Origin of the sequence: Bacillus sp. CCB-MMP212, assembly GCF_022748145.1 — a bacterium.
In the GTDB taxonomy this organism is placed as follows: Bacteria; Bacillota; Bacilli; order Bacillales; family Bacillaceae_G; genus Bacillus_A; species Bacillus_A cereus.
The window spans coordinates 18,775-33,158 of sequence record NZ_JALDQE010000014.1; the positions used below are offsets into that span (position 1 = coordinate 18,775).

Consider the following 14,384-nt stretch of genomic DNA (forward strand, 5'->3'; position numbering starts at 1 on the left):
GTGTAAGATGAGCAAAAGAGAAGGCTGTTCAATTGGTGAGTTTTCAAAGAGGACAGGCACATCAATACGGACACTACAATATTACGATGAAATTGGACTACTTAAACCTGGAAAGAATGTTAGCTCTGGTCACCGTTTGTACAAAGGAAAAGATATATTAGAGCTACAGAAAATAGTGAGTCTTAAAGTATTAGGATATAGTTTAGAAGAAATACGCGTTATGCTGAAAATGCCAAGTTTGAATGTAAATTTAAAAGAAACGTTGGAACAACAAAGAAAAGCCTTTGAAGAAAAGAGAAGACACATTGAAGTTTCGATAAAGGCGCTTGAACGAACAATGGTATGTCTTGAGGAAGATGAAGAGTTGGATAGTGACATATTAATGAGTCTAATTAACAGCATTCAAAAAGAAAACGAACAACGTTTATGGCTTGAAGGATATGTATCAAAAGACTTTGCTGATGGATTATATAATAAGTCGGAAGAAGAGGGCATAGCACTTGATAAAGAGTTTGTGCGTTTAGCAAAAGAAGTGAAAAGGTTATTTGGAAGACAAATTGAGGATTCAGAAGTGCAAAAATTGGCTGATGAACATATGAAGGCGACTCTTAAGTATGTTGGTGAAGAGACAATGTATTCTTTAGGTAAATTAGAGAATGTAGAAGAACAATATAATAATATGATGCCATCTCCTTACACGGAAGAAGAAGAGGCATGGCTTAATGAAGCGATGGAGTATTATATGATTCGAAATGGTATGTATAGCCCTCCGCAGTAAAAATAAAGTGCCATAGTCATAAACTTTAGAGAAATGCCTCCGATGTTTTTTCGCATTGGAGGCATTTTTTACTCTTTTCCATCTAAAAGGTGAACAAGGCCACCTAATATACTACTTTCACCAGTACTTTATAATGCTGGTCTTGTAAGAGGTTTGAAAAAATAGCCTGTATATATTTGAACGATGATTACCTATTTACTTGTGTTTGTTCGCACTATATACCGAAAATTTCGGGAAACAAAACATATTATTTATCTGTTTGTTTTTGCTTTTTTTTCAAATACTCCGCACGTAATTGTTCAAGTTTTTGCTTTTTATCAAATTTGGCAGGCTTCTGTTTTTCATGAAACTTTGCCACAGCTACCTGACTTTTGGAATCCAATTGATATTTTCCCACTTTGTTCACCTACTTTTCTTGTCTTGAAAGAGAATCTATTCAACAAATATAATATACCTTATTTTACTGAAGTAAACCTTATTACTTTATTTCATCTGCTTTTTCCCGTTTGTAGACTTAAATTAAAACACCCTTTCACTGCATTACTGCAAGCAAGGGTGTTTAATTTTAGTATTATATTAGTCGATGGACAAGCCTGCATAAGGGCCCTTTTTACTCTTTCCCATCCAATAAACGACCAAGGCCACCTAATACACTACCTTCGCCAGTACTTTGCGCTGCTGGGCTTGTAAGGCGTGCTGCTAATCGGCTAAGTGTTAAGGACTGAATCCAAACTGTTCCAGGACCTTCTAATGTTGCGAAGAATAAACCCTCGCCGCCAAATAGAGCTGTTTTTACTTTACCAACGAATTCGATATCATAGTTAATATCTTTTGTCATGGCAACGAGACAACCTGTATCAATGCGAAGTTTCTCACCAGGTTTTAATTCACGTTTATATACAGTTCCACCTGCGTGCATGAAAGCAAGGCCGTCACCTTCAAGTTTCTGCATGATAAACCCTTCACCACCGAAGAAACCAGTTCCTATTTTTTTCGTAAATTCAATTCCGATAGAAACACCTTTTGCGGCACAAAGAAAGGCATCTTTTTGACAAACTACTTTTCCTTGATATTCTGTTAAATCTACAGGAATAATTTTACCAGGATAAGGAGCAGCAAATGAGACGTGGCGTTTGCCGTGACCTGTATTTGTAAATACAGTCATAAACATACTTTCGCCTGTAACGAGACGTTTACCAGCGCCCATTAATTTGCCGAATAAACCGTTAGATGGGCCAGAACCGTCACCAAAGATTGTTTCCATTTCAATGTAATCTTCCATCATCATCATTGCGCCAGCTTCTGCGATAACGCTTTCTTTTGGATCTAATTCAATTTCAACAAACTGCATATCATCGCCATATAACTTATACTCGATTTCATGTGCTTGCATTTTTTCACCTCATAAATATGTAGTAATTATATTGTACAGAAGTTAAAAGAATTAGAGTACTGTATTTTTGTTAATTTTTGAATAAAAATAGAATAAAAATTTAAGGTTATACTAGGATTATAAAAAATGATGGAATGAAAGTGTTCTCATTTGACGTTTTCGATATAGCATGATATAGTGAAAGCACTATTGAGCTACATAATGTGGTACGGAAATAAAGCACGTTGTATTAAAGGCTGTAAGCTTGTTATACATTCATGTCCTTTATATCCACCTTTTCATGTGGATTCATAGTTTCATTTTTATTTAGGAGGTACATGACATGCAAACAGGTAAAGTTAAATGGTTTAACGGCGAAAAAGGTTTTGGCTTCATCGAAGTTGAAGGCGGAGAAGACGTATTCGTACATTTCTCAGCTATCCAAGGCGACGGCTTCAAAACTTTAGAAGAAGGTCAAGAAGTTTCTTTCGAAATCGTTGAAGGAAACCGCGGACCACAAGCAGCTAACGTTACAAAAAACTAATTAGCTAGCGATAAAAAGCATTCCGATTTTCGGAATGCTTTTTTTTATTCTTTGGAACTAGATTCATTTGAAGATAATTCGCCCTTAAAGGTACGCTCTTCAAAGTCATCAAGCATTTGTTCATATTCTTCATGCTCTTCTGTAGCGAAAACTTGTGGGTTTTTCCCGTACATATCCGTACCGATAAAGTTTTCAAAATCCTCCACGTAGCCTACGTTTTCTTCACTATTTACATACATGCCATTATAGTTTTTTGAATCTTGTCTTTCTAAATCAGACGGCGTTTCAGATGTTCCGTAATTTGCGACATCTTGCCACGCATCTTCCGCATCGTACTCAACAGAATGGTCCTCATCATGCTTGTGGAAAGAAGGAGACAACACTTCTTCTTCAACTGGTCGCGTATTCATATTTAACTTATTTGTCGCGTGCTGTATGCATGTTGTAGCAGTCGGCATTGCTTCCAATCTGTCAAATGGAATTTCTTCGCCAGACACTTCGCAAATGCCGTACGTACCTGCTTCTATTTTTTGTAGGGCATGTTTCGTCTCCTCAAGCTGTTTATGCCAAAGTTCAATAAGCCCGAAGTCTTTTTCCCGTTCATATAGCTCTGTAGCCATATCACCTGGATGGTTGTCATAGCTAGACAGTTCTCCTACTGAATCGCGTTCAGAAGCACGATCTGTATTTTCATGAGTTTGTATCGTTTGTTCCAGTTCTTGTTTTTGTTTTTCTAAAATGGATTTAAATTGACCTACTTGTTGTGGAGTTAACATAGTCGTCCACCTTCCTACAATTCAGTTTCTTTACATAGTATGAGCGTTGAGAGTAGGAATTATGAGATGAATTTCAGATATGAAAAAGGAGCCGCATAAGCAGCTCCTTTTATAGAAAGTATCCAAGTAATAATCCGATTCCCATTAGGAAACCGAAGATTGTATTTGTTTTTGCTGTTGCAATCATCGCAGGTACCATTTCCATTGGAATGCTTTTGCCGATAAAGCCTTTCGTCGCTTTAAATGCTTTCGGTGCACTTAAAAATACGATAAGCATCCATGGTGATACGATGCCTACGATAATTAAAGCAATTGTCCAAATGTAGGAAACGATGAACATCGAAGCAAGTACACCAACCGCTCGCTCGCGTCCAACAAGAATTGCTAACGTTTTACGACCGTTTTCTTTATCGCCATCCAAGTCACGAATATTATTAGCTAGTAAAATGGCACCAATTAAAATGGAGCTTGGAATAGATAGTAAAATGACTTCTGATGTTACAGTGCCAGTTTGAATAAAGAATGAAATCCCAATAATAATGACACCCATAAATAATCCGGCTGTCAACTCTCCAAATGGTGTATATGCAATTGGAAGTGGGCCACCTGTATAAAGGTAAGCAACGGCCATACAAACAAGACCGATTGCAGCAAGCCACCAACTAGAATTTATACAAATATAAACACCTAATAGTATTGCGATGCCGAAAAATCCAAATGCTAAGTTAAGCACTGTTTTTGGCTGAATGCCATCGCGAACGATAGCGCCGCCGATACCAACTGAACCTTCGTGATCAAGTCCTCTTTTATAATCAAAGTATTCATTAAACATGTTTGTTGCTGCTTGAATGAGAAGACAAGCAAGAAGCATCATAAGGAAAAGAGGAAGATGTATTTGATTTATACCTCCGACCTGCATCGAATATGCTGTTCCGATGAAAACAGGTACGAAAGCGGCTGTTAATGTATGGGGACGTAGTAAACTCCACCAGATGCGCCAGCCTGTTTGCTTACTTGGCTTTGGCGCTGTAGGAGAGGAATTCGTTTTGACGTTCATTTCCATGTTGAATCCTCCTTTGGTCACATATTGTACACAACTAAGTGTAGAAAAAGCATCATTTAGTGTCAACGTTTATTTTCTAGGAAGAGAAGGTGAATTTCTCAGAAATGCTAAACGTTGACAGGCCTTTCGTTTGAGGTGTATCTTAAAATCAAGCGTAATTATGACTATTTTTCGCCCATAGGGGGGAGACAATTGTGATTCAAACGAAACAAAAAGGCTTGCAAGAAGTTCTTATTGCAGCTATCAAGCGTGCAACTAACGAAAAAACATTGGTTAGTTTTGTAAAACAAATAGACTGGGTGGATCCGCTTCTGTTCTATGCAGCAGGAAAAAGGATTTCATTCGAAAATAGATGTTATTTTGCAGACCCGGCTCAGCATGTAATATTTGCAGGAATTGGCTCTGTTTTCACTATAGCAAATTCTTCTCATAAGCGCTTTCAAACCGCTCGTGACGAGTGGGAGAAAGTAAAAGAGAATGCATTTGTCCAAAGAGATGAATATGAATTTGGAACGGGTCCGCTTTTATTTGGTGGTTTTTCATTTGATCCAGAAAAAGAGAAAACGGACCTATGGAAAGAATTTAAAGATACGACATTTTCACTACCAGCATTTTTATTAACTGTAAAAAATGAAAAAGCATGGTTAACGATGAATACATTTGTTGCAGCAACAGATTGTGAAGAAACTCTTTATAATGAAATGATTTCTTTAGAAGAGAAAATTTTTGAGGAGAGTAAATGTGCGCTAAACGGATCGAAATTAACTGTTATTTCTAAAGTAGAAGTGGATCCGAAAGGCTGGATGAAAGCAATTGAAAAAGTACAAGATGAGATGAAGCAGGGTAACGTGCAGAAGGTTGTATTGGCGAGGGAACTAAAAGTAGAGATGAACCATTCGATTGATTCTGCTCTTGTTTTAGAAGCACTTCGCATTGGTCAACCGGATTGTTACGTATTTTCTTTTGATTATAAAGGAGCATGCTTCTTAGGAGCGACGCCTGAGAGATTAATTCGCAAAGAAGATGAGAAATTTACATCGATGTGTCTTGCTGGTTCAATCGGTCATGGTCATTCTATAGAAGAAAGTGAACGAAATAGTAATGCGCTTCTTCATGATGAAAAGAATTTAGCTGAACATGGTTATGTCGTTAACATGATTCGCTCGGTACTAAATGAACATTGCGAATACGTTAATATTCCGGAAAGCCCAGGTTTATTAACAACGAAAAACTTAATTCACTTATATACGCCTGTAGAAGCAAAAGGCGATGCGAGTCTTTTAACAATGGTAGAAGAATTACATCCAACACCAGCTCTTGGCGGGACACCTCGTTTGGAAGCGATGAAACTGATCCGTGATGTTGAATTGTTAGACAGAGGGTTGTATGGTGCACCGATTGGCTGGATAGATGATGAAGGAAATGGTGAATTTGCGGTTGCGCTGCGCTGCGGATTATTAAACGGCGAGAAAGCATCCTTATTTGCCGGTTGTGGTATTGTAATTGATTCAATCCCGCAGCTTGAATATGAAGAAACAAGTTTGAAGTTTAGACCGATGCTTGGTGCTTTGGAGGAATTAATGAAATGAACAATCATATAGAAGCATTATCATATTATTTAGGCGCGTTCGTGGATGAACTGACGCGTCTAGATGTATGTGATGTTGTCATTAGTCCAGGCTCACGGTCAACGCCGATTGCTTTACTAATGGAACAACACGAAGGAATGAACACATATTTACATGTAGATGAAAGATCAGCTGGATTTTTCGCGCTCGGTATTGCGAAAGCGAAAAAACGCCCAGTAGCATTATTATGTACGTCAGGAACAGCAGCAGCTAATTACTATCCAGCTGTATGTGAAGCTTTTCATTCAAGGGTACCGCTTATCGTCTTAACAGCGGATAGACCGCATGAATTAAGAGATGTGGGTGCACCACAAGCAATGAATCAATTTAATTTATACGGTACTTTTGTGAAACAATTTACAGAGATGGCACTGCCAGAAGCGAGTGAAGCGATGTATCATTACGCTCGTATGACGACGCAGCGCATAGTAGCAAATGCTTGTTTAGCGCCGCAGGGTCCTGTTCATCTTAATTTTCCAGTTCGCGAGCCACTTATCCCTGATTTCTCACTAGAAAGCTTATGGGATAAAGGACGTAGTGAATATACAAGAGTAGTTCAGCAAGGAAACGTGACGATGCCGAGTGAATATGTAGATTCTCTTGTAGGGCGCCTTTCACATATGGAAAAGGGGCTTATTATTTGTGGAGATGATAGTCATTCAGAAATTGCAATGTTTGCAACGCAACTAGCTGAAAAAACTGGCTATCCTATATTAGCAGACCCACTTTCTAATATTCGTAGCGGACACCACGATAAAACGATGGTAATTGACTGTTATGATACATTTTTACGAAATGAGCAGTTAAAAGAAAAATGGAAACCGGACGTGTTAATTCGCTTTGGTGGTATGCCTGTTTCTAAATCATTAACGCAGTTCATAAAAAAACAAACGATAGCAGTTCATATCGTTGTCGATGAATCAGGACAATGGAGAGATCCAGCTCTTGTTGCGACAGAAGTTGTGCAAGCAAGTGACATTGAATTCTGCAAGGCAGTAATAGAAAAAATGCCAGTTATGAAGAAGAATGATTGGTTCGTAATGTGGCAACATATAAACGAAAAAACGAAGGAAACGCTTCGTGAAATGGAAACATATGAAACTGCATTTGAAGGAAAGGTTATTACAGATATTGTGCGCGTATTACCAGAAGACGCAACGTTATTTGCGAGCAATAGTATGCCAATTCGTGATACAGACTCATTCTTCTTCACATCGGATAAAAACATCCATGTGATGGCAAACCGTGGCGTAAATGGTATTGATGGAATCATTTCGACAGCTTTAGGAGCGAGCATTATTTGCGATCCACTTGTATTAGTGATTGGTGATTTATCATTTTATCACGATTTAAATGGGCTATTAGCAGCGAAATTACATGAATTAAACATAACAATTGTCGTTGTAAATAATGATGGCGGGGGTATTTTCTCATTCTTACCACAATATGAGAAAAAGGAACATTTTGAATCATTATTTGGAACACCAATTGGACTTGATTATGAGCACGTTGTCAAAATGTACGGTGGTTCATTTAGCCGTGTAAATGGTTGGGAGCAATTCCGTGAAGAAGTACAAAAGGGAGCAACGACAAAAGGTTTACACGTTGTGGAAATTTGTACGAACCGTGATGAAAACTTAACATTGCACCGTACGTTATGGGCAAAAACACAAGACGTAATTACTACATCGTTGCAAGGTGAAGCAAAATGAACGTAACACTGCAAGGTGTATCGTATGAATATGAAGTAGTTGGAAGCGGAGAACCACTTCTACTTCTTCATGGTTTTACGGGAAGTATGGAAACGTGGCGTTCTTTCGTTCCTTCTTGGAGCGAGCAGTTTCAAGTCATTTTAGTAGATATTGTTGGGCACGGAAAAACGGAAAGCCCTGAAGATGTGACGCATTATGACATCCGAAATGTGGCATTGCAAATGAAAGAACTATTAGATTACCTTCATATTGAAAAAGTACATATACTTGGCTATTCAATGGGCGGTAGATTGGCGATTACGATGGCATGTCTATATCCAGATTATGTACAATCTCTTTTATTAGAAAACTGTACAGCTGGGCTCGAAAACGAAGAGGATAGAAAAGAACGTCGTGAAAAAGATGATCGACTTGCCGATAAAATTGAGCGAGAAGGCATAGAAAGTTTTGTATCCATATGGGAAGATATTCCACTTTTTGAAACGCAAAAACGTTTAGCAAAAAACGTACAAGAAGCGGTACAAAAAGAGAGGCTTGCTAACAACCCAAAAGGGCTCGCAAATAGCTTGCGCGGCATGGGAACTGGGGCTCAGCCTTCATGGTGGGATGAGCTGAAAAACTTAAAAATACCTGTTCTTTTAATGAACGGAGAATATGATGAAAAGTTCTTCCGCATATTAAAAAACATCGAAAAATGCGTGTCTGATGCGAAATTTGTCAAAATTCATGGCGCTGGCCATGCAATTCATGTGGAACAACCGGAAAAGTTTGATACAATAGTAAAGGGATTTCTAAAAACTATGCAGTGATACTTTTTTCAGCAAGAAGGAAGCCACACTTATAGGTGAAATCAGAAATATACAAGGAGGTAGTTGTAATGGCTATTGAATGGGTAAAAGAAGGCAATTACGAAGATATTATTTATTCAACATACAATGGTATCGCAAAGATTTCGATTAACCGTCCTGAAGTACATAACGCATTCCGTCCAAAAACGGTAATGGAGTTAATCGATGCTTTTGCACAAGCTCGTGATGATGCAAATGTTGGCGTTATCATTTTAACAGGTGAAGGTGGACGTGCATTCTGTTCTGGCGGCGACCAAAAAGTTCGCGGTCATGGTGGATATGTAGGTGACGACCAAATCCCTCGTTTAAACGTATTAGACTTACAACGTCTAATTCGCGCAATTCCTAAACCAGTTATCGCAATGGTAGCAGGTTATGCAATCGGCGGTGGACACGTACTTCATATCGTATGTGACTTAACAATCGCTGCAGACAACGCTGTATTCGGACAAACAGGTCCTAAAGTAGGAAGCTTTGACGGTGGATACGGAGCTGGTTACCTAGCTCGTATGGTAGGCCACAAGAAAGCTCGTGAAATTTGGTACCTATGCCGTCAATACAATGCACAAGAAGCGCTTGATATGGGCTTAGTAAACACAGTAGTACCATTAGAAGAGCTTGAAGCAGAAACAGTACAATGGGCACAAGAAATTTTAGCAAACAGCCCAATGGCACTTCGTTTCCTAAAAGCTGCATTCAACGCAGACACAGACGGTCTAGCTGGTATTCAACAACTAGCTGGAGATGCAACGTTATTGTACTACACAACTGACGAAGCAAAAGAAGGGCGCGACGCATTCAAAGAAAAACGCAGTCCGGACTTCGGTCAATTCCCTCGTTTCCCGTGATGAAAGCGGAGCCGACTGTTTAGCCCCGTTGGCTAAGGTTCTTTCGCACAGAAAGTGTTTTTTACGTTCTCCTCGTGCGGAAGGTTCTTAGACGGAAGGGTCTAGGAGGCGTAGCTAGATGAGATTAAACCGGAAACAAAACAACTAAGAGACTTGATATCATATCAAGTCTCTTTCTTTCATGAAAGGAGAATGAATGATGGAGACGATGCCAAATTGGTTAATGCAACGTGCATTTTTAACACCAGATCGCACTGCAATTGAAATAGAGGAAGAGAAAGTTACTTTTATGGAGCTACATGAAAAAGTAGTATCTGTTTGTGAACACCTCACGTATGTTGGAGTGGAGCGAGGGCAAAAGGTGGCTGTTCTGATGAAAAATGGTATGGAGATGATTACAGTTATTCACGCCCTATCTTATGTAGGTGCAGTAGCTGTGCTTTTAAATACGCGTCTTTCAAGAGAAGAGCTACTTTGGCAAATGGATGATGCTGAAGTTGTTTGTTTAGTAACGGATCAAGATTTTGATGCTAAAGATGTTCCTGTTTATTCATTCGCCGAAGTGATGAATGGACCAAAAGAGGAAGCCTCTATACAAGAAGAGTTTTCTTTAGAAGAAGCGATGACAATTATTTATACGTCTGGGACGACAGGCAAACCGAAAGGCGTTATTTTAACGTACGGCAATCATTGGGCAAGCGCAGTCGGTTCGTCGCTTAATTTAGGACTTCGTGATGATGATTGTTGGTTAGCCTGCATGCCGATGTTCCATGTTGGCGGGCTATCTCTTTTAATGAAAAACATTATGTACGGCATGCGTATTTTACTTGTTCCGAAATATGATGCTGATTTTATTCATAAAGCACTTCAAACGAGAGGAGTAACAATTATTTCTGTCGTTTCTAAAATGTTAACTGATTTATTAGAGCGACTTGGAGAAGGGACATATCCATCTTCTTTACGATGCATGTTACTTGGCGGAGGACCAGCGCCGAAACCGTTATTAGAAACATGTGTGGAAAAAGGAATCCCAGTGTATCAAACGTACGGTATGACAGAAACATCTTCGCAAATTTGTACGTTATCCGCAGATTACATGTTAACGAAAGTAGGATCAGCTGGAAAACCACTATTTCAGTGCCAACTTCGTATTGAAAAAGATGGCGTAGTAGTGCCACCATTTGCGGAAGGTGAGATTGTAGTAAAAGGACCGAACGTAACAGGCGGTTACTTTAACCGTGAAGATGCGACGCGAGAGACTATTCAAAACGGATGGCTTCATACTGGCGACCTCGGTTATTTAGACGAAGAAGGGTTTTTATACGTATTAGATCGCCGCAGTGATTTAATTATTTCTGGCGGAGAGAATATATATCCAGCTCAAATTGAAGAAGTGTTGCTTTCTCATCCGGCAGTAGCGGAAGCTGGCGTTGTCGGCATGGCTGACGATAAATGGGGACAAGTACCAGCTGCTTTTGTTGTGAAAAGTGGGGCGGTAACAGAAGAAGAAATTCTTCATTTTTGCGAGGAGAAATTAGCGAAATATAAAGTGCCGAAGAAAGCATGTTTCTTAGAGGAATTACCACGTAACGCTTCGAAAAAATTGTTAAGACGAGAGTTAAGACAATTAGTGGAGGAGATGTAGGTGGAGATAAAAAAAGCGACACTTCATATAACGGAAATGCCACTCGTCATCCCGTTTGCTGCAAGCTACGGGACTTACGAAAAGCGTGAGAGTATCGTTATTGAATTAGAGGATACGGACGGGTACATCGGATTTGGGGAAGTCGTTGCATTCTCTGAACCGTGGTATACGGAAGAAACGGTGAAGACAGCGCTGCATGTACTGCAAGACTTTTTAATACCTGATTTATTAAAGGCTGAAATTTCTCATCCGAATGAGGTACCGGGTCTATTTCAACATATAAAAAGAAACCGAATGGCAAAAGCCGGAATAGAGGGGGCTGTTTGGGGTTTATATGCGAAGCGTCAAAAGAAATCGCTAGCGACAGTACTTGGCGGAACTAGTCATGAAATTGAAGTCGGCGTTGTAATTGGCCTTAATACGATTCCAGTTATGTTAAAACAAATCGAGAAGTACGCGGAAGAAGGATACGAGCGTTTTAAAGTGAAAATAAAGCCAGAGCATGATTATGAGTTATTAAAAGAAATTCGAAAAGAGTTTCCGCATATCCCGCTAATGGCTGATGCAAATTCAGCATATACATTAGCGGATACAGAGAGGCTGAAACGACTAGATGAATTCCAATTAATGATGATTGAACAACCGTTAGCGGATTACGATTTTCTTGATCACGCGGAGTTGCAAAAGAAAATTGAAACGCCGATTTGTTTAGATGAAAGTATTCATGGTTTAGAAGACGCACGCGTTGCGATTACGCTTGGTAGTTGCCGCATCGTTAACATTAAGCCAGGGCGAGTGGGCGGATTAACAGAGTCGGTTCAAATTCATAATTATTGTATGGAACATAACATACCCGTTTGGTGCGGTGGTATGGTGGAGATGGGGATTTCACGAGCGCAAAATGTTGCTCTTGCTTCATTGCCGAACTTTACGATTCCAGGCGATATATCCGCTTCTAGCAGACATTGGGAGAAGGATATTATTTCGCCGGAAGTGATGCTTGAGAGCGGGAAAGTGATTGTACCACAAAGCGTTGATACTGAGTATGAAGTAGACCGCGGAAGGCTGGCGGAAATCACGAAGCAGCGGATTGTTTTTGAACGGTAAATGGAAGTTGCGTTAGGATGCCCGCAAGTAGCGAGAGGATTTTGTCGTTCATTGTCGGTAAGTCAATATAATTGGAAAATCGCTGATATAATTTTATTTACCAAGGTTACTTTAACGAGTAGCCTTTTCGTATTGTACAAATTGGATAGACTAGTTTACAATCGAGCGTATAAAAATGGAATGGAAAAGGGGGAGTAAAATGAAGCGCATTTCAATTTTAATAGCTGATGATGAGGCGGAAATTGCTGACTTAATTGAGATACATTTAGAAAAAGAAGGGTACCATGTTGTGAAAGCAGCGGATGGGGAAGAGGCGGTTCATATTATTGAAACGCAGCCAATCGATTTGGTAGTTTTAGATATTATGATGCCGAAAATGGATGGTTATGAGGTGACGCGTCAAATTCGCGCGAAACATCATATGCCAATTATTTTTTTAAGCGCGAAAACTTCGGACTTTGATAAGGTGACAGGTCTTGTACTAGGTGCGGATGATTATATGACGAAGCCTTTCACACCGATAGAATTAGTTGCACGTGTAAATGCACAACTGCGTAGGTTTTTTACGTTAAATCAACCGAAAGTAGCGGAGAGTAAATCTGCTTTAGAAATAGGCGGAGTCGTAATTAATCCTGAGCGCAGGACGGTTGATGTGTATGGTGAGCAAATTGAATTAACGCCGAAAGAGTTCGATATTTTATATTTATTAGCGAGTCATCCGAAGAAAGTATACAATGTGGAAAATATTTTTCAGCACGTATGGGCGGATGATTATTATGAAGGTGGAAATACAGTAATGGTACATATTCGTACTTTGCGGAAGAAACTTGGAGAAGATAAAAGAAAGGATAAATTAATAAAAACAGTGTGGGGAGTAGGTTATACTTTCAATGGCTAATATGATGAAAAGTTTTCGATTTAAAATGATTGCCTTATTTGCGTTAAGTATGGTGCTTGCAGCAACTGTAACTTATATAATTTATAAAGGATTGCAGTTGTATTATAAAACGATGGTTCGCTACGAAGAGCCTTTAGCGCAATTTAGGTCAATGGTAAGGGAATTTGGAGACATTAACTTCTTTTTAATTTTCTTTATTCCGTTATCTATTATCTTTTTCTTCTTTTTGACAAAACCGTATTTAAAATACTTTGATGAAATTTCTAATGGGATTCATCATCTTGCGAACGGTAACTTTACGAATAAAGTTCAAGTTTCATCAAATGATGAGTTTGGAAATATCGCGCGTGAAATAAATGTTGCAAGTGAAAAGTTAAAAGAAGCTGTTGAAAGAGGAGATTTTGCAGAAAGTAGTAAAGATCAGCTTGTTGTGAATTTAGCTCATGATTTAAGAACACCGTTAACATCCGTGTTAGGATATTTAGATTTAATTCTTAAAGATGAAAATTTAACAAAAGAACAAATTAAACATTTCTCCACAATTGCATATACAAAATCGCAAAGACTGGAAAGTTTAATTGATGAGCTATTTGAAATTACACGTATGAATTATGGCATGCTAAAGCTGGATAAAAAGCCGATTGATATAAGTGAGTTGCTTATACAGTTAGAGGAGGAATTGTATCCGTTATTAGAAAAACATCATTTAGAAGCTAGATTGAACGTGGCTCCTCATTTACCGATGCACGGTGATGGAAAATTGTTAGCTAGAGTATTTGAAAACTTATTAACAAATGCCGTTCGTTACGGGTATGATGGGCAATTTGTTGATATGAATGGATATGTTGATAATGGAGAAGTTGTCGTACAAATTATGAATTACGGAGATAGCATTCCGGAAGAAGATTTACCGTATCTTTTTGATATGTTCTATACAGGTGATAAAGCAAGAACTGAGAACCGTGGCGGGACTGGCCTAGGACTATTTATTGCGAAAAATATTGTCGAGCAACATAACGGTACGATTTCTGCTGAGAGCAATGTAGTTAGAACGCTATTTGAAGTACGATTGCCAAAAGACGAGAATGTAACAATTTAATAAAAATTTAAACTTTACCCCACTTTTTATTTTAATAGTTTTTTCTATTCTATACGTAAGTTACGT

General features: G+C 38.8%; 14 protein-coding genes. 10 read left to right on the forward strand and 4 right to left on the reverse strand.

Annotated features, from left to right (window positions below):
* The first annotated feature begins 7 nt into the window (after nt 1–7).
* The gene (locus MRP26_RS26855; RefSeq protein ID WP_242807129.1) at nt 8–778 is read left to right on the forward strand and encodes a MerR family transcriptional regulator; all 771 of its coding nucleotides are present in this window, start codon (nt 8–10) and stop codon (nt 776–778) included.
* 247 nt (nt 779–1,025) lie between these two features.
* Here MRP26_RS26855 and MRP26_RS26860 read toward each other — a convergent pair whose 3' ends face one another.
* On the reverse strand, nt 1,026–1,175 hold the full coding sequence (locus MRP26_RS26860) for a hypothetical protein (RefSeq protein WP_000521637.1): 150 nt from the start codon (nt 1,173–1,175) through the stop codon (nt 1,026–1,028).
* Nucleotides 1,176–1,388: 213 nt separating this feature from the next.
* On the reverse strand, nt 1,389–2,171 hold the full coding sequence (locus tag MRP26_RS26865; protein ID WP_001147841.1) for a TIGR00266 family protein: 783 nt from the start codon (nt 2,169–2,171) through the stop codon (nt 1,389–1,391).
* A 322-nt stretch (nt 2,172–2,493) separates the two neighbouring features.
* Here MRP26_RS26865 and cspD point away from each other — a divergent pair, with 322 nt between their 5' ends.
* Entirely contained in the window at nt 2,494–2,694 is a 201-nt protein-coding gene (cspD, locus tag MRP26_RS26870; RefSeq protein ID WP_001193052.1) for a cold-shock protein CspD, read from the forward strand.
* A gap of 44 nt (nt 2,695–2,738) precedes the next feature.
* Here the strand turns inward: cspD and MRP26_RS26875 are convergent, their stop codons facing one another.
* Nucleotides 2,739–3,470: a yteA family sporulation protein gene (locus tag MRP26_RS26875; protein ID WP_242807131.1), complete on the reverse strand. Its 732-nt coding sequence runs from the start codon at nt 3,468–3,470 to the stop codon at nt 2,739–2,741.
* A 109-nt stretch (nt 3,471–3,579) separates the two neighbouring features.
* Nucleotides 3,580–4,533, reverse strand: a complete 954-nt coding sequence (locus MRP26_RS26880; RefSeq protein WP_000425766.1) for a 1,4-dihydroxy-2-naphthoate polyprenyltransferase — start codon at nt 4,531–4,533, stop codon at nt 3,580–3,582.
* A 194-nt stretch (nt 4,534–4,727) separates the two neighbouring features.
* On the opposite strand from MRP26_RS26880, the gene MRP26_RS26885 reads away from it, so the two are divergent.
* From MRP26_RS26885 to MRP26_RS26920, 8 genes are all read left to right on the forward strand, one after another.
* The gene (locus tag MRP26_RS26885; protein ID WP_242807133.1) at nt 4,728–6,122 is read left to right on the forward strand and encodes an isochorismate synthase; all 1,395 of its coding nucleotides are present in this window, start codon (nt 4,728–4,730) and stop codon (nt 6,120–6,122) included.
* Entirely contained in the window at nt 6,119–7,873 is a 1,755-nt protein-coding gene (gene menD, locus MRP26_RS26890; RefSeq protein WP_242807135.1) for a 2-succinyl-5-enolpyruvyl-6-hydroxy-3-cyclohexene-1-carboxylic-acid synthase, read from the forward strand. The genes MRP26_RS26885 and menD overlap by 4 nt, the downstream gene beginning before the upstream one ends.
* A complete protein-coding gene (menH, locus tag MRP26_RS26895) occupies nt 7,870–8,682 on the forward strand; it encodes a 2-succinyl-6-hydroxy-2,4-cyclohexadiene-1-carboxylate synthase (protein ID WP_088024217.1) in 813 nt (270 codons plus the stop codon). The genes menD and menH overlap by 4 nt, the downstream gene beginning before the upstream one ends.
* Nucleotides 8,683–8,750: 68 nt before the next feature.
* Complete coding sequence (gene menB / locus MRP26_RS26900) at nt 8,751–9,569, forward strand: 1,4-dihydroxy-2-naphthoyl-CoA synthase (RefSeq protein ID WP_000963881.1); 819 nt, start codon at nt 8,751–8,753, stop codon at nt 9,567–9,569.
* A 199-nt stretch (nt 9,570–9,768) separates the two neighbouring features.
* A complete protein-coding gene (locus tag MRP26_RS26905) occupies nt 9,769–11,214 on the forward strand; it encodes an o-succinylbenzoate--CoA ligase (RefSeq protein ID WP_200458613.1) in 1,446 nt (481 codons plus the stop codon).
* The gene (gene menC, locus MRP26_RS26910) at nt 11,215–12,321 is read left to right on the forward strand and encodes an o-succinylbenzoate synthase (protein ID WP_197242913.1); all 1,107 of its coding nucleotides are present in this window, start codon (nt 11,215–11,217) and stop codon (nt 12,319–12,321) included.
* A gap of 199 nt (nt 12,322–12,520) precedes the next feature.
* On the forward strand, nt 12,521–13,219 hold the full coding sequence (locus MRP26_RS26915; protein WP_000822510.1) for a response regulator transcription factor: 699 nt from the start codon (nt 12,521–12,523) through the stop codon (nt 13,217–13,219).
* Nucleotides 13,212–14,318 (forward strand): sensor histidine kinase, encoded by a 1,107-nt coding sequence (locus tag MRP26_RS26920; protein ID WP_000002599.1) that lies wholly within the window; start codon nt 13,212–13,214, stop codon nt 14,316–14,318. The genes MRP26_RS26915 and MRP26_RS26920 overlap by 8 nt, the downstream gene beginning before the upstream one ends.
* Nucleotides 14,319–14,384: the final 66 nt, after the last annotated feature.

Bases quoted from the DNA above. Each gene is read 5' to 3' on its own strand.
- MRP26_RS26855 (WP_242807129.1), top strand. From the start codon at position 8: ATGAGCAAAAGAGAAGGCTGTTCAATTGGTGAGTTTTCAAAGAGGACA.
- MRP26_RS26865 (WP_001147841.1), bottom strand. From the start codon at position 2,171: ATGCAAGCACATGAAATCGAGTATAAGTTATATGGCGATGATATGCAG.
- cspD (WP_001193052.1), top strand. From the start codon at position 2,494: ATGCAAACAGGTAAAGTTAAATGGTTTAACGGCGAAAAAGGTTTTGGC.
- MRP26_RS26875 (WP_242807131.1), bottom strand. From the start codon at position 3,470: ATGTTAACTCCACAACAAGTAGGTCAATTTAAATCCATTTTAGAAAAA.
- MRP26_RS26880 (WP_000425766.1), bottom strand. From the start codon at position 4,533: ATGGAAATGAACGTCAAAACGAATTCCTCTCCTACAGCGCCAAAGCCA.
- menD (WP_242807135.1), top strand. From the start codon at position 6,119: ATGAACAATCATATAGAAGCATTATCATATTATTTAGGCGCGTTCGTG.
- menH (WP_088024217.1), top strand. From the start codon at position 7,870: ATGAACGTAACACTGCAAGGTGTATCGTATGAATATGAAGTAGTTGGA.
- menB (WP_000963881.1), top strand. From the start codon at position 8,751: ATGGCTATTGAATGGGTAAAAGAAGGCAATTACGAAGATATTATTTAT.
- MRP26_RS26905 (WP_200458613.1), top strand. From the start codon at position 9,769: ATGGAGACGATGCCAAATTGGTTAATGCAACGTGCATTTTTAACACCA.
- MRP26_RS26915 (WP_000822510.1), top strand. From the start codon at position 12,521: ATGAAGCGCATTTCAATTTTAATAGCTGATGATGAGGCGGAAATTGCT.
- MRP26_RS26920 (WP_000002599.1), top strand. From the start codon at position 13,212: ATGGCTAATATGATGAAAAGTTTTCGATTTAAAATGATTGCCTTATTT.